Source organism: Exiguobacterium sp. EF_C8 (assembly GCF_054956715.1).
Window position 1 is genome coordinate 2,400,979 of record NZ_CM143264.1, and the last position, 17,173, is coordinate 2,418,151.

General features: G+C 45.2%; 21 protein-coding genes. 6 read left to right on the forward strand and 15 right to left on the reverse strand.

The window, feature by feature from the left end; genetic code table 11:
* Window positions 1-52: 52 nt before the first annotated feature.
* The 4 genes from ccpA to ACY2IG_RS12780 all read right to left on the reverse strand — a co-directional run bounded on the left by ccpA (window position 53) and on the right by ACY2IG_RS12780 (window position 3,609).
* Window positions 53-1,063 (reverse strand): catabolite control protein A, encoded by a 1,011-nt coding sequence (gene ccpA, locus ACY2IG_RS12765; protein WP_035406207.1) that lies wholly within the window; start codon window positions 1,061-1,063, stop codon window positions 53-55.
* Between the two features lie 158 nt (window positions 1,064-1,221).
* Entirely contained in the window at window positions 1,222-2,307 is a 1,086-nt protein-coding gene (locus ACY2IG_RS12770; RefSeq protein WP_035406204.1) for a bifunctional 3-deoxy-7-phosphoheptulonate synthase/chorismate mutase, read from the reverse strand.
* Window positions 2,308-2,506: 199 nt separating this feature from the next.
* Window positions 2,507-3,043 carry a YtxH domain-containing protein gene (locus ACY2IG_RS12775; protein ID WP_056062709.1) on the reverse strand — a complete coding sequence of 179 codons (537 nt, stop codon included), beginning with the start codon at window positions 3,041-3,043 and terminating at the stop codon, window positions 2,507-2,509.
* The gene (locus tag ACY2IG_RS12780) at window positions 3,040-3,609 is read right to left on the reverse strand and encodes a DUF948 domain-containing protein (protein WP_035406198.1); all 570 of its coding nucleotides are present in this window, start codon (window positions 3,607-3,609) and stop codon (window positions 3,040-3,042) included. Before ACY2IG_RS12780 ends, ACY2IG_RS12775 begins: the two co-directional genes overlap by 4 nt.
* A gap of 138 nt (window positions 3,610-3,747) precedes the next feature.
* Between ACY2IG_RS12780 and ACY2IG_RS12785 the strand changes: the two genes are divergently transcribed.
* Window positions 3,748-4,860, forward strand: coding sequence for an aminopeptidase (locus ACY2IG_RS12785; protein ID WP_035406195.1), 1,113 nt, complete (start codon window positions 3,748-3,750; stop codon window positions 4,858-4,860).
* Between the two features lie 53 nt (window positions 4,861-4,913).
* Here the strand turns inward: ACY2IG_RS12785 and ACY2IG_RS12790 are convergent, their stop codons facing one another.
* From ACY2IG_RS12790 to ACY2IG_RS12820, 7 genes are all read right to left on the reverse strand, one after another.
* A complete protein-coding gene (locus tag ACY2IG_RS12790; RefSeq protein WP_023469073.1) occupies window positions 4,914-5,354 on the reverse strand; it encodes a Dps family protein in 441 nt (146 codons plus the stop codon).
* A 92-nt stretch (window positions 5,355-5,446) separates the two neighbouring features.
* Window positions 5,447-5,962, reverse strand: coding sequence for a DUF2179 domain-containing protein (locus ACY2IG_RS12795; RefSeq protein ID WP_035406192.1), 516 nt, complete (start codon window positions 5,960-5,962; stop codon window positions 5,447-5,449).
* A gap of 170 nt (window positions 5,963-6,132) precedes the next feature.
* On the reverse strand, window positions 6,133-7,428 hold the full coding sequence (gene murC, locus ACY2IG_RS12800) for a UDP-N-acetylmuramate--L-alanine ligase (protein WP_035406189.1): 1,296 nt from the start codon (window positions 7,426-7,428) through the stop codon (window positions 6,133-6,135).
* Between the two features lie 78 nt (window positions 7,429-7,506).
* Window positions 7,507-8,244: a hypothetical protein gene (locus tag ACY2IG_RS12805; protein ID WP_462617986.1), complete on the reverse strand. Its 738-nt coding sequence runs from the start codon at window positions 8,242-8,244 to the stop codon at window positions 7,507-7,509.
* A gap of 37 nt (window positions 8,245-8,281) precedes the next feature.
* Window positions 8,282-8,890, reverse strand: coding sequence for a YtpR family tRNA-binding protein (ytpR, locus tag ACY2IG_RS12810; protein ID WP_462617987.1), 609 nt, complete (start codon window positions 8,888-8,890; stop codon window positions 8,282-8,284).
* 53 nt (window positions 8,891-8,943) lie between these two features.
* A complete protein-coding gene (locus ACY2IG_RS12815) occupies window positions 8,944-9,717 on the reverse strand; it encodes a DUF1444 domain-containing protein (protein ID WP_069201486.1) in 774 nt (257 codons plus the stop codon).
* A gap of 77 nt (window positions 9,718-9,794) precedes the next feature.
* On the reverse strand, window positions 9,795-10,103 hold the full coding sequence (locus tag ACY2IG_RS12820) for a thioredoxin family protein (RefSeq protein ID WP_035406177.1): 309 nt from the start codon (window positions 10,101-10,103) through the stop codon (window positions 9,795-9,797).
* Window positions 10,104-10,229: 126 nt separating this feature from the next.
* Between ACY2IG_RS12820 and ACY2IG_RS12825 the strand changes: the two genes are divergently transcribed.
* On the forward strand, window positions 10,230-10,520 hold the full coding sequence (locus ACY2IG_RS12825) for a hypothetical protein (RefSeq protein WP_056062721.1): 291 nt from the start codon (window positions 10,230-10,232) through the stop codon (window positions 10,518-10,520).
* Between the two features lie 88 nt (window positions 10,521-10,608).
* Here ACY2IG_RS12825 and ACY2IG_RS12830 read toward each other — a convergent pair whose 3' ends face one another.
* Window positions 10,609-11,622, reverse strand: a complete 1,014-nt coding sequence (locus tag ACY2IG_RS12830; protein WP_290772160.1) for a PTS transporter subunit IIC — start codon at window positions 11,620-11,622, stop codon at window positions 10,609-10,611.
* Between the two features lie 179 nt (window positions 11,623-11,801).
* Entirely contained in the window at window positions 11,802-12,872 is a 1,071-nt protein-coding gene (locus tag ACY2IG_RS12835) for a M42 family metallopeptidase (RefSeq protein WP_214852775.1), read from the reverse strand.
* Window positions 12,873-12,991: 119 nt separating this feature from the next.
* Between ACY2IG_RS12835 and ACY2IG_RS12840 the strand changes: the two genes are divergently transcribed.
* A complete protein-coding gene (locus ACY2IG_RS12840) occupies window positions 12,992-13,294 on the forward strand; it encodes a PepSY domain-containing protein (protein WP_012371126.1) in 303 nt (100 codons plus the stop codon).
* Between the two features lie 69 nt (window positions 13,295-13,363).
* The gene (locus ACY2IG_RS12845) at window positions 13,364-13,720 is read left to right on the forward strand and encodes a DUF1304 domain-containing protein (RefSeq protein WP_035406166.1); all 357 of its coding nucleotides are present in this window, start codon (window positions 13,364-13,366) and stop codon (window positions 13,718-13,720) included.
* Window positions 13,721-13,758: 38 nt separating this feature from the next.
* Here the strand turns inward: ACY2IG_RS12845 and ACY2IG_RS12850 are convergent, their stop codons facing one another.
* On the reverse strand, window positions 13,759-14,274 hold the full coding sequence (locus ACY2IG_RS12850; RefSeq protein ID WP_035406163.1) for a hypothetical protein: 516 nt from the start codon (window positions 14,272-14,274) through the stop codon (window positions 13,759-13,761).
* A 116-nt stretch (window positions 14,275-14,390) separates the two neighbouring features.
* Window positions 14,391-15,032, reverse strand: coding sequence for a tRNA (guanosine(46)-N7)-methyltransferase TrmB (trmB, locus tag ACY2IG_RS12855; RefSeq protein ID WP_035406161.1), 642 nt, complete (start codon window positions 15,030-15,032; stop codon window positions 14,391-14,393).
* A 176-nt stretch (window positions 15,033-15,208) separates the two neighbouring features.
* On the opposite strand from trmB, the gene cydS reads away from it, so the two are divergent.
* A complete protein-coding gene (cydS, locus tag ACY2IG_RS12860) occupies window positions 15,209-15,310 on the forward strand; it encodes a cytochrome bd oxidase small subunit CydS family protein (protein WP_414651135.1) in 102 nt (33 codons plus the stop codon).
* 163 nt (window positions 15,311-15,473) lie between these two features.
* On the forward strand, window positions 15,474-17,165 hold the full coding sequence (gene alsS / locus ACY2IG_RS12865) for an acetolactate synthase AlsS (protein ID WP_056062730.1): 1,692 nt from the start codon (window positions 15,474-15,476) through the stop codon (window positions 17,163-17,165).
* Window positions 17,166-17,173 lie beyond the last annotated feature (8 nt).

Sequence of the window (17,173 nt, forward strand, 5' to 3'; positions counted from 1 at the left end):
AAAGCGTCTCTTTTTTCAAGCAGCTTGCTTGAGAGAAGAGACGCTTTTTCGATTAAGGGCGTGTCGAATCCCTTTGTTCGATTCGGTGTGGTAACGTGACATCGTTCGTTTCGATTTCTTCTTTGTTCAAAATCTTCGTCAAAAGACGCATCGAGACTGCTCCAATATCATACATCGGCTGAACGACAGTCGTCAGTTTCGGACGAATCATCGTCGCAAGACGTGTATTATCGTGTCCGATGACTTCGAAGTCTTCTGGAACACGGTGTCCGGCATCTTGTAAGGCATGGATGACACCAAGAGCCATCTCATCTGTTCCAGCAAAAATCGCACGTGGGCAATCTTCTCCAAGTTCAAGCAACTGGTTCATCGCCTTCATTCCTGAATCATACGTATAGTTTCCAAGGACGACGTTTTGTTCGCTGAACGGAAGATTTGCCTCTTCGAGCGCCCGACGATAACCAGCAAATTTCTTTTCACCATTGATTTGCTGTTCAAGTGGACCAGTGATGAACCCGATCCGTTCATGTCCACGGTCAATCAATGATTTGACGGCGTCATGTGCAGCACTTTCGTAATCGATGTTGACGGCAGGAAGGTCATAATCTTGATTTAGTGTCGCAGCGAGAACGATGGGCACAGGTGATGTCTTGAATTCACGAACGAGATCCTCATGTAGACGCCCACCCATGAAGATGATCCCATCAACCTGTTTTCCAAGTAATGTATTGAGCAAATGGATTTCTTTTTCCCGATTTTGGTCGGAGTTACACAGAATGATGTTATATTTATACATCGTCGCAACATCTTCGATCCCCCGTGCTAAATCCGCAAAAAAGATGTTCGAGATATCGGGTACGATGACACCGACAGTCGTCGTTTTTTTACTTGCAAGTCCACGAGCAACAGCGTTTGGGCGGTAACCCAATTGTTCGATTGCATCTTGGACCTTCTTTCGTGTGGATGGTTTAACGTTCGGATTCCCGTTGACGACACGCGATACGGTCGCCATCGAGACAGCCGCCTCTCGTGCGACGTCATAAATCGTAATATTACTATTCAAAACAAATTCCTCCTTTAGTATGATCCATCTCAAGTGTTTTCATTTCGTTTTCATTTTTAGGCAACACGAAAGGAAGACAGGAAAAGATAGTTTTCTTTTCCCATTCTTCCTTCATTGTAAAACGTTTTCATTCGCTTTAGGTCACCCTTTTTCGAAAATCATTGAACGTTTAGTGCCGGAAAGGTAGTCGTCAAGTTTTCGACGAACGTATCGAATTCTTGGAAATCAAGTTGTTGGTTCGCATCAGATAGTGCGAGTGCCGGAAACGGATGGACTTCAACCATGACAGCATCAGCACCGATCGCGTAAGCCGCTTTCGCTGTTGGCAACAGTAGATCCTTCCGTCCTGTCGAATGCGTCACATCGACCATGACAGGAAGATGTGTCTCTTGCTTCAGAATTGGAACTGCTGAGATATCAAGCGTGTTCCGTGTTGCACGTTCATATGTCCGAATGCCGCGCTCACACAAAATGACTTGATCGTTACCACTTGCCATGATGTACTCAGCCGCGTACATGAACTCCTCGAGTGTTGCAGCAAGTCCTCGTTTTAAAAGAACCGGCTTATTTGTACGACCGACTTCTTTTAGTAAATCGAAGTTTTGCATGTTGCGTGCGCCAACCTGGATAATGTCGACATATGGTAAAGCAGATTCAACCGCACTCGGCGTCATGATTTCAGTGATGACATGCAAACCGTGCGCGTCCGCTGCTTTTTTCAACATTTTTAGACCCTCGAGTCCAAGACCTTGGAAGTCGTAAGGTGATGTGCGTGGTTTGTACGCTCCACCTCGCATGAACTTCACGCCGTGTTTCGCGAGTTGTTCCGCGACTTCGAATACTTGTTCCTCGCTCTCGACCGCACATGGTCCAGCAATCAATTGTTGAGAACCATCTCCGATGACAGCATCTCCGATTCGGATGATCGTGTTCGTCGGTTTTTGTTTCCGTGATACGAGTAATTTCCGAGTCCGATCTTCTCCTTGTAATTCAAGAGAAGCTTTGAAAATTTCTTTAAATACATGCTGAAGGCGTCCTGTTTCAAAAGGTCCATGGTTATTAGCAGCAATTGATTCGAGCATTTGACGTTCCCGAACAGGGTCGTAACGGTCAAGCCCTTGTGCTCGTTTGACTTTTCCGATTTCGACAGCAATTTGACCACGTCGGTTCATCAATTCCAATAATTCTGCATTCACTAAATCGAGTTCATCCCGTAATCTTTTTAATTCTGCGTGTTGATCCATGTCCTACCACTCCCTAATCAGCATATAGCTCGTAATAGCAACTAATTATAACGAACTCTTTCCATGTTGTACATAAAGAAGCTGCATGATTTCTTAAAATATGAAAATAAATTACGTTTTTTCATATAATTTTTTCTGCGTTTTCTCTATAAAAAACATAGAAAAAGAGCCCTCATGATGAGAGCTCCGTATTCACTTCTTATTTCTTATGATTCACATCAGATTGTGGGTCATTGTCTTCCTCTTGCTCTTCCGCCAACTGTTCCCGTAGCTCTGAAAGATCAACGACCGTTTCCGTATCGATTTCTTCTGCCACGGATGCGCCATCGACTTCGTCCCCAATTTCACGCTCGATGTCACGTACAAGCTGTTCTGCTTCTGCGAGAGCTGCATCGATACTTGCCTGATCCTTCTCAAAACCAGCGTATTGTGCCGCTTCTTGAACCGTCGAATTATTCTTCGCTTTTTCAATGACAGGTGCTGCTTTGTCTTTTGCCAGTTGAATCCATTCTCCTACGAGTGGTTCTGCTTTTTCGCGAACAACTTGCGTCTGTTCCGTCAAACGTTGACGTGCAGGAGCAGTACGCTCGTCGATTAAGTCGCGCATCTCACGACCTGATTTCGGACTAGAAAGGAGAGCTGCCGCGGCACCAATCAATCCACCAACGATGATTCCCGCGAGGAAACCTCCTCCTTTAGAAGAATCTTGTGTTTGATATGGGTGTTGTTTCGTCATGATTTACGATCTCCTTTCAACTCATCTGGAATGCTTTCGACGTCCGGGACGGATACGACTTCCGGTGTAACCGGTGTCTCTGCTTTTTTCCGGAATCGACGACGTGGTTTTTTCTCGACTGTCGTCGTTGCTGTCGTATGATTTGAAACTGTTGTTTCTGCCGGTTTATTTTTTTTGAATAATTCTACAGCGACTGAGCCCCAACGGACTGCTTGTGCAATCTGGTCTTTATTCGTATCTGCCGCACCAGCGACCGTATCGGATACCGTCCGGACAGAATCTGTTACTTTATTCAAGGACGTACCAAGCTCTTCGATCGAGTTTGCAACAGGTGCAAGCAACTCGGTTTTTTCTTCAATCGTATCGACAAGACGATTCGTCTTATGTAACAACGCTGTCGTCTCCATCATGATACCGTCCAATTGACGTTCAAGTCCTGCTGTCGTGTTGGCTACATTGTTCAGCGTCTTACTTGCAGCACTTAGTACACGGGCAAGGAAAATGACGAGTACTACGAATGCGATCGCAGCGACTAATCCGGCGATTCCGCCTAATGTGATTTCCATGGTTCTTGCCTCCAATTTTTTGCGTAGTCTTTTGTTATTAGTTCGACATGTAGCAAGTCGTTCCTGCTACTCCAAATGGTTTATTTCCGTTACAATGATAATTGAAACCTACATCATCCATTTCGAGGGGGAAATTTCATGCGTGACCCACGTCTTACTCAACTGGCAACGAATCTGATCAACTATTCGGTTGCCCTTGAACCTGGTGAAAAAGTATTGATTGAAAATTTCGGTATCGAACGTGAACTAGTCGAAGCACTCGTAGAAGCTGCCTACGCGGCTGGCGGTCATCCGTTCGTCTTACTTAAGGATAATCGTATCCTACGAAAATTATACCGAAATGCTTCAGAAGAGCAACTCCAATTGATGGCAGACATCGAACGTAAGCAGATGCAGGCAATGGATGCATACATCGGATTACGAGCTGGTGATAATATCAATGAACTATCGGATGTACCAGCTGAACAAATGAAATTGTACGGTCAAACGATTGGTAAGATGCATACACAGGATCGCGTCAAAGGAACGAAATGGGTCGTCCTTCGCTTCCCGACAGCATCGATGGCTCAACTTGCCAATCAATCGACAGAAGCATTCGAAGACTTTTACTTCGATGTCTGTACGCTTGATTACGAAAAAATGGGACAAGCGATGGAACCGCTCGTCGATTTGATGAACCGGACGGATCGTGTTCGTCTCGTCGGACCAGGAACGGACCTTTCGTTCTCGATCAAAGACATCCCAGCAATCAAATGTGCCGGAAATGCCAATATTCCGGACGGTGAAGTCTTTACGGCACCCGTTAAAGATTCCGTCAACGGTGTCATCTCATATAACACACCATCTCCGTATCAAGGATTCACGTTTGAAAACGTCAAACTGACGTTCAAAGACGGTAAAATTGTCGAAGCGACGGCGAACGATACGGATCGTATCAACCAAGTCTTCGATACAGATGCGGGTTCTCGTTTCGTCGGTGAATTTGCGATTGGCGTCAATCCCTTTATCCAGCATCCAATGAAGGATATTCTGTTCGATGAGAAAATCGATGGCAGCTTCCACTTCACGCCGGGTCAAGCTTACGAAGAAGCCTACAACGGTAATGATTCATCCGTTCACTGGGATCTCGTCAATATCCAACGCCCTGATTACGGTGGTGGGGAGATCTGGTTTGACGACGTATTGATCCGTAAAGACGGTCGTTTCGTCCTTCCTGAACTCGAAGTCCTTAATCCTGAAAACCTGAAATAAGAAAAAGCGGATGGCTCGTCCTTCATAGGACAGGGGCATCCGTTTTCTATATCTTATTTTTTCAATGTCGCACGAAGCATCCAAATTTGTTTTTCGATTTCCTTCGCTTGACCAAGCAGGTCATCTTCCACTGTTACGTCTTGTGCCTCAAGATGTTCAATCGCATCAAGCATCTCTTTTCGGACTTGTTGGAAGTCTTTAATGACCGAATCGATCATCTCATCTGCTGACAAACCTGATTTTGCTTCTTCGAGTGTCGTTTGTTCTAAATATTCTTTTAGCGTCGCTGAAGGTGTCCCGTTATTCATCAAGAGACGTTCCGCAACGACATCATACTGCTCAGACACCCATGTATAGAGTTCTTCAAGCTTCTCGTGAAGCGTCAAGAAGTCTGGACCTTTAATATACCAATGGTAGTTGTGGAGCTTAACGAATAGGACCCCATAGTTTGCGACCTGTTGATTCAAAGCTGATTTTGCATGATTACTGATCATCTGATATTCCCCTTTCCTGATTTCAAATGACGTTCTAATTCATCTTTATCCTTAAATAACAAAGGATAAACATCATTTTCAGGAAGATTGGATTATCGCGGACGTTTTAATCCCTTTAGCATATATCCGCCTTTGAAGTCGACGGAATCGAAGGCAACGAGAAATGCTTTCGGTTCATACTCCTCGACGAGGTTACGGAGCACTTTCATACGTGTTCGTGCCGCAAGGACATCTAATCGGTAACGAACACCGTCTCGACCTTGTCCTTGATAATGCGTCACACCGAAACCATTATCACGGATGACTTGAATGAGTTCTGCCGGAAATTCTTGTGTGTGTACTTGGATCATATTGTAACCGATGGCTAGTTTTCGTTCGACATATCCACCAATGAGTATACCAAGTCCGAATCCGAGTGCATAAACGACCATACCAAGTGTCGTTAAGTCTTGGAACACGATTCCTAGTGCAAAAATGTAAATCAATGTTTCGACCGTCCCAAAGAGTCCGGCAATGACGGTCCGTCCTTTAACAAGCATGATCGTCCGCAATGTCAAAACAGGAACGTAAATCAACTGGAGCAATAAGATGAGTAAAATCTGTCCCATGGTGTCTTTCCTCTCTATAATAACTTCAACACATACACACTATTTCAAACTTTATTTCAAGATGCAATCCTATTTTAGATTTTCCCTATCAGTTTTTTGATTTTACTATCACAATTCAAATTTGCGACAAAAAAATGCCACTCTAATCGAGTGACACTTTTGGTTCTCACTTATTTTACACTTTGATATTGATGCTGATACGTTTGAATGTCGCCCGCTCCCATGAATAAAAGCACAGCATTTTCATGCTGACGTAGGACAGAAACGTTGTCGCGCGTCAGAATAGAAGCTTGCGGAATTTTCTCCTGCAAATCTTCGACTCGAACTTGCCCTTCCTGCTCACGTGCTGAACCAAAGATTTCACATAGATATGTCGCATCTGCTTCACGTAAAGATGTCGCAAAATCATCCATGAATGATTTCAAGCGTGTGTACGTATGCGGTTGGAAAATCGCGATGACTTCACGATCCGGATATTTCTTCCGTGCCGACTCGATCGTTGCGCTGATTTCTTTTGGATGGTGTGCGTAGTCGTCTACTAGGATTTGTGTGCCAAATTCTGACTCACTGAAGCGGCGTTTCACTCCACCGAATGTTGCTAAACGTTCAGCAACGTCTTCTTTACTCAATCCTTCGTACTGACAGATCGCAATGACCGATAATGCATTCAAGACATGATGACGACCGAATCCTGGAATCAGGAACGTGCCATAGAAATCATCACGTAAATAGACATCAAACGATGTGCCGTCTGGCGTTGATGTCGCATTTTCAGCTCGGAAATCATTGTTTTCTCCGAATCCATAATAAAGAACAGGTACATTCGCTTGAATGTTTTGAAGATGTTCGTCATCTCCACAAGCAACGATTGCTTGCTTGACCTGCATCGCCATCTCTTGAAAAGCCGAAACGACATCATCGATTCCCGTGAAATAATCCGAATGATCGAAGTCGATGTTCGTCATGATAGCGTAATCCGGCTTGTAATATAAGAAGTGACGTTTGTATTCACATGCCTCGAAGACGAATGCCTTCGCATCTTCTACTCCTGCCCCTGTTCCGTCTCCGATCAAGAAGGCTGTCGGTGTAATACCGCTCAAGACGTGTGAAAGCAAACCTGTCGTCGACGTTTTTCCGTGTGAGCCTGTAATGGCGACCGAACGATATTCATTTGCTAAGTGTCCTAAGAAATCGTAATAATGATGGATCGTTAAACCAAGTTCATTTGCCCGTGCGATTTCTGGATGATCATCTCCAAAGGCATTCCCCTGGATGATGACATAATCTTCTTTGATGTTATCCGCATTGAACGGGAAGAATGGAATTCCCTTAGCCCGTAACGCGTCTTCAGTAAAAATGTGCTTTTCGATGTCTGAACCTTGTACCTCATGATTCATCTCATGTAGTACTTGGGCGAGCGCACTCATCCCTGTTCCTTTGATTCCAACAAAATGATACTTTGTCATATAAAAGCCCTCCAATTCACGTTCCGGTCCGTACCATCGGGCTCGGGTACAAAACCTGTACCATTATAGCAAACCGATTTATTTTTTACCATGTAAATTATTTTGCTCTCGACGCGCACGATACATCGCCATCAAGTCTTTTGTCGTCATAACGACATTGACAGGCGGTCCAACCGGCTTTTTCACTTCCGACTGAACGGGTGCTACTGCTTCCGCTTCAGCAACAGATGGATCCAAAATCGAAGTGACTTCTTCCGATTGTTGCTTCTCTGCTTCTTGATCATCAAGAAGTCCCTCGCTCGATGTATCCATCGGAACAGTTTGCTCTTCTACGGTTTCACGTGTAGAAGGCGCTTCACCTACCCGCTCTTTTACAACCATTTCTTCTGTTTCAGGTACGGTCGGCAATTCGACTTCGCTTACGTGATCTTGATTGGCTTCAGGTTCCGGTACAAGTAATTCAACGTCCGTCACCGGTACAAATCCAGCATCTGCTTCTGCATTGTCTAAGACAACTTCTTCCGGCGCAACAGCCTCCTGCTCCGTCAAAGTAACCTCATCAGTAATTCCCTGTTCATCTGCATCTGAAACCTGTTCAACGGTTTTTGTTTCTTCCGCAGCTTCTACCGTTTCAGATACAGATTGTTTCGGACGTTGGAATCCATAAATCGGTGAAGGAACATCTGTTAAAACGAAGCGGTCTTCGCGCTCCTCTTTTTTCGGACGCTCTACCGGCTTTGTCTCACGTTCCCCCGCAAGCTCTCGACGAATTCGGGCAGCCTGCTCCTTTAGTGACTGTTCATAACGATTACTCATACGTTCACCCCTCCATCTTGTTAAAAAATCGGTCGAATCATCGACCGATTGAGAATGCTTCCCCTACTGCTGATGTATCATCAAGTACAAGAATCCCTTTTTCTTGTGGCGCATTGGCAAGTCCGAGCTCACGCGCTGAACAGAGCATACCACTTGACGGTACGCCACGTAATGCTGAAGGACGAATGATTAACCCAGACGGCATGACCGCACCCGGTTTAGCGACGATGACCTTTTGACCCGCTGCTACATTCGGCGCTCCACAAACGATTTGTAAAGTTCCGTTATCCACCTCTACCTGACAGACCGATAATTTGTCAGCATCCGGATGCTTCTCACAAGAAGCAACAAACCCGACAACGAATTTCGGAGAATAGTCAACTTGTTCGAGTGACAATTCGATATCTCGGTTTGCAAGTTCCTTTTGGATGCGTGCTGCCAATTCTTCCGTCAATTCAACCGGTCCTTGTGACTCGATCGTAAATGTATTCGACGCCTCAAACAAGTTGTAACCAACAATACGATCACCATGCTTGATTGTTGCTACGTCTCCTTCACGAGTCGCCGTCACTTCCGCACGTGGTGCGTCTTCTAAAATGATCATTAAGACGTCACCGACGCCCTCTTTATTATAAAACACATTCATTCAATCCATGACTCCCTTCCGTCTTTCTCACAATGCCTATTGTATCAGATTCTTTACTCTTTCGGCTGCTTGTTTTTCGCAAGGACGAAGACCGGCTCAAGATTGCCATCTTCATATAAGAATGGCAATGCCGTAACAGGTACACGACCGTTCGAGAAGAAATCAAACATGAGTTGTTGTAAGACATCATATCCAGCGTCATTGCGGATATCGGCAAAAATCAAGACATCCTGGTGTGGAATACCAACAGCGAATTCCCCTTCGATTCGCGCCGCGTAATCAGCTAACAATGTCTTGTTCAAGACACGACTCGCCTCATATCCGTCTCCAAGACTCAAGAAATAAAAGATGTTCCCCGCTACTTCATCTTGTTTAAATGGCGCATCGAGCGATTTCAGGTTAAAACGTGCAGCTTCCGACAGCTGTTCAGCCGTCCATTCTGCAGATGCCAATAACTCCTCGTCAATCAAACGATATGTCGCCCCTAAATCAAGTGCGTACATGATTTTCGTCTCACCAGTATGTGGTGTGCTGACAAGCGTTTTTCCTTCTTTTGTCGTATCAGCAAACGATTTAGCCCGAATGACAGGGAATATTTTCTGTTCTTGTCCAACGAGTGAAATTTGATCCGTTTGTCCGAGTACAGCACGGATGTATTCGATCGTCTCTTCGACTGCGATGACACCTCTTCGTTTTGCTTTTGCGACGAGCGGGTTCAATCCGACATCAACGCCTGATTTATCATGCTTCCGCTCAATTCGTAACACGGACTTTTCACGATCGAAATACGTTGTATAACCTTCTTCTTCGAATGTTTGTGTCATCATTCTTCGGATTTGTTGTAGTTCCACTTGATTTCATCCTTTCTATCATGAAAAAAAGCGAGTCAGCGCTCGCTTTTTTCTTAAACCGTTTCTAAAAATGCTGTCACTTGTTCTGGTGTCTTCCGCTCTTTGCCGACATAACGCCCTGTTTCTTCACCATCTCGGAACGCGACAAAACTTGGAATTCCGAAGATGTCCATTTCCTGGGCAATTTCAATGTGATCGTCGCGATCGACATAGTAAAATTCGAACGCGTCAAACGTCTGCTCGATTTCCGGCATGAACGGATCTAAAAAGCGACAATCCGGGCACCAGTTTGCTGAGAATAAAAAGACGGCCTTGCCTTGTTTTGCTGTATCGAATTCTTGTTTGGATTGTAATGTTTTCATGATGGTTTCCTCCTTTAATTTCCCTAGAAGTCATTGCCCTCATCATAGCATATTCAAATGTGACTGTGCGTTTTTGTGCTCGGTTTGCTATACTGCAACTAGAAAACACCTTGAAAGGACTTCACTATGGCAGATCAACCAATCAAACATCCGTTCGAACGCTTCGTCGGCTTCATCGGCATGACGAGTTGTTTACGTTACGGCTATTCCTTCATTGATTCCGAACGGAGCTTACCCGAAATCTTTTTATATTTAGTTGTCGGTTTCGCGGTCATCATTCTACTCGAAGCACTCGGAAAACGACTTGCTCGGAAATTACCTGTCGTGCGCATGCGTTACTTGATACCCCTCTATCTCGTTTATCTTTACATCTTCTTCACGAGTTTTTATTCGAGTTCATTCGGATTCTCTTTATGAAATGAAAAAAAGCTGATTCAAAAGGCATGTCCTTGTTTATCCACCATTCGGTCAAACAGACACATTCTTTAGAATCAGCTTTTTGTACTTAATATTCGATTTTCAAGTCACCATCTTGAATCCGACCGAGTCGAAGTAATAACCGATAGATGAGATAACTGATGATGCCAGGCGCAATAAAACATAATACGATGACGGCTACATAGTATTCCATTTCAAACCCCATCGTCTTCAACAACATCAATGGACCAACAAAACCACTCGTCCCCATGCCTGAGCCTTCTGGGTTGCTCTCAAGCATCAACAGAACAGTCGCGAATGGCGCTAGGATAGCACCTGCGATCGTAGGCGGAATGAGAATCCAAGGATTGCGGATGATGTTTCCGACTTGGAGCATCGATGTGCCGATACTTTGTGCGATGACGCCCCCGATTCCGTTATCACGATAACTGATGACACCAAAACCAATCATTTGAGCGGCACAGCCGATCGTCGCAGCACCCGCAGCAAGTCCATCCAATCCAAGCATGATTCCAAGTGCGGCACTTGAAATTGGCGCTGTCAATGCAAGTCCCATCACAGTAGCAATGAAGATACCCATGAACAACGGTTCGCGTTCCGTCCCCCAGCGAATTATTTCACCCAGATCGGTCATGCCTTTTCCAATCCATTTCCCGGCATAACGTCCAGCAACGAATCCAACTAGCAACGTGACGAACGGCGTCAACAGAATATCGAGTCGCGTCATCTTTGACACGAGTTTTCCGATTTCTGTTGCAAGTAGCGTCGCAATGTAACTACCTGCCGGTCCGCCAGCTTCATATCCAAATGCTCCAACCGCAACTGCTGCAAATAAGATGAGTGGCGGTGCTTCAAGCGCAAACGCTACGGCGACACCGATCGCTGGTCCCGTCAGAGCAATCGCCTGCTCGCCTAATTGAATAAGAAACCTTGCTTCGATACCACGATCTACCAACCCTTCTCCGATTGTTTGAACAATCAAGCCCATGATCAGCGAACTGAATAAACCAAGCGCCATATAACTTAATACAGTGATGAAATATACTTTAGGGCTAAGTGAAATTCCCTTTTGCTTGAACATCTTGTCACGTCCTTTACTCAACATCGCGTATCATTATACCAAATCCACTTTCGATTCGACTAGGCTGTTTTTCCAGCTGACAAGACAATCAACATCATTATGTTCTCACTACAATAAAATAGACGACGGATTATAAGTCCGCCGTCTATTTCATGAGGATGGTCCTCCCCGTTCGTTATTTACTTGACTTGCAATGTTGCCAGCGTCGTCGTATCAAGATTCGTGACGAGTTTTCGTAGCAATTCCTTCGCCGCATCATAATCATCTGTATGCATGATCGATGCGTGCGTATGGATATAACGTGCCGGTAAACCAACGACTGTTGTTGGAATACCATTGTTCGAGCGATGGATGACACCGCCGTCCGTTCCACCTGCACCGACGTAGTATTGATACGGAATCTTGTTCGATTCTGCCGTATCAAGGACATAATCCGTCATCTCTTTCGAAAGAATCATGACGCTGTCTTTAATACGGAGTAATGGTCCTTGTCCGAGTTGACCAAATTCCGTTTTGTCTCCTGACGCATCATTGGCAGGAGACGCATCGACGACGAACGCCACATCAGGATCGATAAGCGTCGTCGCTGTTTGGGCACCGCGCAATCCGACTTCTTCTTGAACCGTTGCACCAGAGAACAAAATGTTCGGATGATCCGCTGCTGTCGTCTCCTCCAACAATTCGATTGCCATTCCGACACCATAGCGGTTATCCCATGCTTTCGCCATGATTTTCTTCGGATTCGCCATCGGTGTGAACGGGAAAAATGGTACTGCCGGAATACCCGGACGTACACCAAACGATTCCGCTTCTTCTTTTGAATCCGCACCGATATCGATGAACATGTCTTTGATTGCCATTGGCTTATTGCGTACTTCTTCTGTTAATAAGTGTGGTGGAATCGACGCGATGACACCAGGGATGATACCGTTGTCTGTACAGATCGAGAACCGTTGGGCAAGCAATACTTGACTCCACCAACCACCGAGCGGTTGGATCCGTAACATCCCATTCTTCGTGATTTGCGTCACCATGAATGCCACTTCGTCCATGTGTCCGGCAACCATGACTTTCGGTCCTGTCGCATCCCCTGTTCGCTTCCCGAAAATCGAACCCAGTCCATCTGTAACGATCTCGTCCGTGACAGGTGTAATGCGTTCGCGAACGAACTGACGCACCTCGTGTTCAAACCCTGGTGCCCCATTTAATTCCGTCAGTGTTCGAAATAACTCTCTCGTTTTTTCATTCATATGTATCGCCTCCTGTTACCCATTATACAAAAAATTGCTTCAATCACTTAACCTTTTGTTTCTCTCTGAACGAATTATTTGGTACAGTAGGAATAGAACCTGTAAGGAGGGGAATTTTAATGAAAAAACGCTATTGGATTATCGGATTGGCAGCAGCTGTCGTCGCCGCTTTCGCAGTGAAGAAGGCCGTTGACAATAAACAACTTTCTGCCGAAGAAGCGCTCGAAATCACGAAACGCACATTTTCAGCAAAAGGACGTGTCCAAGGTGCATGGATCTCTGCAACACCGGAGGCTTACGCATATGAGTCACGTGACTACCAAAGCTATAAAGGTGGCATCTCGGTCCTTGAAGGTGATGACGAAAAAACGTATCAATTCACAGTCGATGCCGAAACTGGCGCATTACTCGAATACGCTTAATCAGAAGACCGTGCTTCAATCGATGAAGTACGGTCTTTTTTTCACGTTCCTATAAAGGAGGTATGATTCATGTCCATTCTTGCTACTATCTTCGTTTTACTTGTTTCCTTAGAGCACTTTTATATCATGGCTCTTGAAATGTTCTTTTTATCCTCTAAGGCGGCACGACGTACATTCGGACTGACGGATGAAGCGGTCGCATCTAAGCAAATCCAGACGCTTTTTGCCAATCAAGGTCTCTACAATGGATTTTTAGCTGCTGGTCTTCTGTTTGGTCTGATCCGTGAAGATATTGCTGTCCAACTGTTCTTTTTAGCTTGTGTGATCATCGCCGCACTCTATGGCGCCTTGACGGCTAATCGTTCCATTTTACTTAAACAAGGATTACCCGCCATACTCGCTTTCATCTTTGTGTTGTTAGCATAAAAAAAAGCCTCTACCCAAACGGGTAGAGGCTTTTTTGATTAGCGCGGGTTATCGTTGCGCTCATAAATCGGATTCATGTATTCCGAAGTAGAGTACAAACGTGGTACGACGATGTATAAGACGATCGCTGGTACAGCGATGATCAACAACATCAAGAGTACCGGTAACCAGTAAACGACTTTTTGATGAAGATTATCCGAGTTGCTGTCGATGTATTCTTTTACGCCATCAACTTTTGCAGCGTCGGCATTTGTCAACAATTTACCGCTATCGGCATTGAAGAAGTGAATTTCACGTTTGATTGTGATGAAGATGCCGTCACGAACTGTCTTGATGACAGCGATTCCGCCAATGACTTCTTCTCCTTTTCCGTTCGTGAACGTCTTCGGATCCTCGATTTTGACCGAACCTTTTTTATAATCGTAATGCGTCGTTGGTAATTCCTCATTTAATGCTTTTGTCATTTCTGAGGTATCAACCGCAGCAAGTACCGATTGACCGATACTTAACGCGAGAAAGAGCGCCGTTACGAAGGCTAAGCTTTTCTGCCACATCCCCAAATTCCCCCTTTACCTATAAGTACAAGTTCTTCAGTCAACAACATTGTACCAATTAATAAGAAAAAAGTGTGAAAGAAATACCAGGAAAATAAGAAAACTTTTTGTCTAAATTAATTTTGGTATGTTGCTTCCATCCGATAAATTGGTTGACCCATTGAAGAAAAGCGCTCTTCATACTCTGTCCGGACGTTATCCTCCGGTTCATTCGCATGTAGATCAAGCGACATCCAGTCAAAACGCATACCGTATGCCGACATCGTCATCAGACTCGATTCAAACAACTTTCGATTGTCAGTCTTGAAATGGATTTGTCCTTTCGCAGGTAAGATATCTTCATACGTTGAGAGGAACGTTTTATACGTCAAACGACGTTTCGCATGACGTGTCTTCGGCCATGGATCCGAGAAGTTCAAATAAACGCGCGCTACTTCACCTTTTTCGAAGTAATCACGTAAATCTTTCGCATCGACCGTCAAGACGCGAACATTTGCTTGTGGAGCCTCTACTAATTTTTGAACGATCGTCACTGCTACGCTCTCAAAAAGTTCAATCGCGATGAAGTTGATCTCCGGATGTTGGTTTGCCATCCCTGTAATGAAGGCTCCTTTTCCTGAACCCACTTCGATGTAGATCGGATTATCATTTTTAAACTCTGTCGCCCAGTTTCCTTTCAGGGATGCTGGTTCTGCTATATAGATCGAGGATTGTTCCTTCATATAATCCTGTGCCCATGGTTTATGTCGTAAACGCACTATCGTTCATCCTTTCCAAACTTAAATTATCCGCAGATAAGTTTATCATGATTCGGGTAATTATATAAGAACTTCTTCAATCCCGATTGAAGAATGTTCAGCAGTTCGTCACTTGAGAAACAGTGAGCAATCTACTACACTAAAGGTACGTAAGAACTAAAAAGGAGGGCTATACCATGGAAGACTTCTTGATTGCTTGGGGCTCCCCCATCGTTCTCGTCATGGGCATCTGTGCCTTATTCGTCTGGGCGACTTTCGGAAAAGTCGACGTTGAATAAGCGCAATCTCTGTACCTTGTGTAATCGTACACAAGGTACTTTTTTTATTCTCTAAACGAATTTAGGTTGGATTTACCATGAAACAGATGTATACTTTTTTCGAAACAGATTATTTATTACAGCTATCGAACACCAAAAAACGTTGGTAAAAAGGAGAATTGTAATGAACGAAAATAAAAACAGTGATTCAAAAGAACTAGTACAGAAGAAAACAGGTGCAGACTTAGTCGTCGATTCACTCATCGAACAGGGTGTAGATTACATTTTTGGTATTCCTGGCGCCAAAATTGATTCCGTCTTCAATGTGTTACAGGATCGGGGACCTGAACTCATCGTTGCACGTCACGAACAAAATGCTGCATTCATGGCTCAAGCCATTGGTCGCTTGACAGACAAACCAGGCGTTGTACTTGTAACATCTGGCCCAGGCGCATCAAACTTAGCGACAGGTCTTGTGACAGCAAACTCTGAAGGTGACCCAGTTGTCGCAATCGCCGGAGCCGTTACACGAGCAGACCGCTTAAAACGAACACATCAGTCCATGGACAATCAGGCACTCTTTACACCGATTACGAACTTCAGTGCAGAAGTGCAAGATGCCGATAATATTCCAGAAGTACTGTCCAATGCTTTCCGAACAGCGGAAACGACATCTGGGGCTGCTTTCGTTAGTATCCCGCAAGACGTCGGATTGAGCGAAGCGAACGTCACGGCATTCCGTGCGGTTGAAGCACCGAAGCTCGGTGTTGCACCAGAAGCTTGGGTTGAAGAAACAGCTCGTTTGATCCAAGATGCGAAGCTACCTGTCTTGTTGCTCGGTATGCGTGCGAGTCAGCCGGACGTCGTACATGCGATTCGTTCCCTGCTCAAACACGTCTCGATTCCTGTCGTCCAGACGTTCCAAGCGGCCGGCACATTATCACGTGAGCTTGAATCGAATTTCTATGGACGCGTCGGACTATTCCGTAACCAACCGGGAGATGCACTGCTCGCAGAAGCGGATCTCGTCCTCTCGATCGGCTATGACCCAATTGGCTATGATCCGAAATTCTGGAACCAACCGACGCACGACCGGACGCTTGTCCATATTGATCAAATGCGTGCTGAAATTGACCACTTCTATCGCCCAGACCGCGAGCTTGTCGGTGATATGGCGAAAACGGTCGATGCAATCGCCGAGCGCCTGCAACCACTCACATTACCTGAAAGTTCAGCTCAATTCCTTGAAGGATTACATCAACGTCTTGTCGATCGCGATGTTCCTCCTGTCGCGGATTCTCCGTTGACGCACCCACTCTATTTCATGAAGACGTTACGTGAAAAAATTGCAGATGATGTCACGGTCACAGTCGACGTTGGTTCTCACTATATTTGGATGGCACGTCATTTCCGTTCGTACGAACCACGTCACCTTCTCTTTAGTAATGGGATGCAAACGCTTGGTGTCGCGCTTCCTTGGGCAATCGCAGCAACACTCGTACGTCCTGGTAAGAAGGCCGTCTCGATTTCAGGTGATGGTGGATTCCTCTTCTCGGCAATGGAACTTGAGACAGCTGTTCGTTTGAACTCACCACTTGTCCACTTCGTATGGCGTGATAGCGGATTCGACATGGTCGCGTTCCAACAAGAGATGAAATACAAACGGAAATCCGGTACGTCATTTGGTGACGTCGATCTCGTCAAATATGCTGAGAGTTTCGGAGCAAAAGGATTACGCGTCAATCATCCATCTGAACTAGCCGCAATCATGGATGAAGCACTCGCGACAGAAGGACCAGTCATCGTCGATGTTCCGATTGATTATCGCGACAACATCGCGCTCGGAGAACAAGTTCATCTCGATCAATTGAACTGAGGAGGATT

Bases quoted from the DNA above. Each gene is read 5' to 3' on its own strand.
- ACY2IG_RS12770 (WP_035406204.1), bottom strand. From the start codon at position 2,307: ATGGATCAACACGCAGAATTAAAAAGATTACGGGATGAACTCGATTTA.
- ACY2IG_RS12775 (WP_056062709.1), bottom strand. From the start codon at position 3,043: ATGACGAAACAACACCCATATCAAACACAAGATTCTTCTAAAGGAGGA.
- ACY2IG_RS12780 (WP_035406198.1), bottom strand. From the start codon at position 3,609: ATGGAAATCACATTAGGCGGAATCGCCGGATTAGTCGCTGCGATCGCA.
- ACY2IG_RS12785 (WP_035406195.1), top strand. From the start codon at position 3,748: ATGCGTGACCCACGTCTTACTCAACTGGCAACGAATCTGATCAACTAT.
- ACY2IG_RS12790 (WP_023469073.1), bottom strand. From the start codon at position 5,354: ATGATCAGTAATCATGCAAAATCAGCTTTGAATCAACAGGTCGCAAAC.
- ACY2IG_RS12795 (WP_035406192.1), bottom strand. From the start codon at position 5,962: ATGGGACAGATTTTACTCATCTTATTGCTCCAGTTGATTTACGTTCCT.
- murC (WP_035406189.1), bottom strand. From the start codon at position 7,428: ATGACAAAGTATCATTTTGTTGGAATCAAAGGAACAGGGATGAGTGCG.
- ACY2IG_RS12805 (WP_462617986.1), bottom strand. From the start codon at position 8,244: ATGAGTAATCGTTATGAACAGTCACTAAAGGAGCAGGCTGCCCGAATT.
- ytpR (WP_462617987.1), bottom strand. From the start codon at position 8,890: ATGAATGTGTTTTATAATAAAGAGGGCGTCGGTGACGTCTTAATGATC.
- ACY2IG_RS12815 (WP_069201486.1), bottom strand. From the start codon at position 9,717: ATGATGACACAAACATTCGAAGAAGAAGGTTATACAACGTATTTCGAT.
- ACY2IG_RS12820 (WP_035406177.1), bottom strand. From the start codon at position 10,103: ATGAAAACATTACAATCCAAACAAGAATTCGATACAGCAAAACAAGGC.
- ACY2IG_RS12825 (WP_056062721.1), top strand. From the start codon at position 10,230: ATGGCAGATCAACCAATCAAACATCCGTTCGAACGCTTCGTCGGCTTC.
- ACY2IG_RS12830 (WP_290772160.1), bottom strand. From the start codon at position 11,622: ATGTTCAAGCAAAAGGGAATTTCACTTAGCCCTAAAGTATATTTCATC.
- ACY2IG_RS12835 (WP_214852775.1), bottom strand. From the start codon at position 12,872: ATGAATGAAAAAACGAGAGAGTTATTTCGAACACTGACGGAATTAAAT.
- ACY2IG_RS12840 (WP_012371126.1), top strand. From the start codon at position 12,992: ATGAAAAAACGCTATTGGATTATCGGATTGGCAGCAGCTGTCGTCGCC.
- ACY2IG_RS12845 (WP_035406166.1), top strand. From the start codon at position 13,364: ATGTCCATTCTTGCTACTATCTTCGTTTTACTTGTTTCCTTAGAGCAC.
- ACY2IG_RS12850 (WP_035406163.1), bottom strand. From the start codon at position 14,274: ATGTGGCAGAAAAGCTTAGCCTTCGTAACGGCGCTCTTTCTCGCGTTA.
- cydS (WP_414651135.1), top strand. From the start codon at position 15,209: ATGGAAGACTTCTTGATTGCTTGGGGCTCCCCCATCGTTCTCGTCATG.
- alsS (WP_056062730.1), top strand. From the start codon at position 15,474: ATGAACGAAAATAAAAACAGTGATTCAAAAGAACTAGTACAGAAGAAA.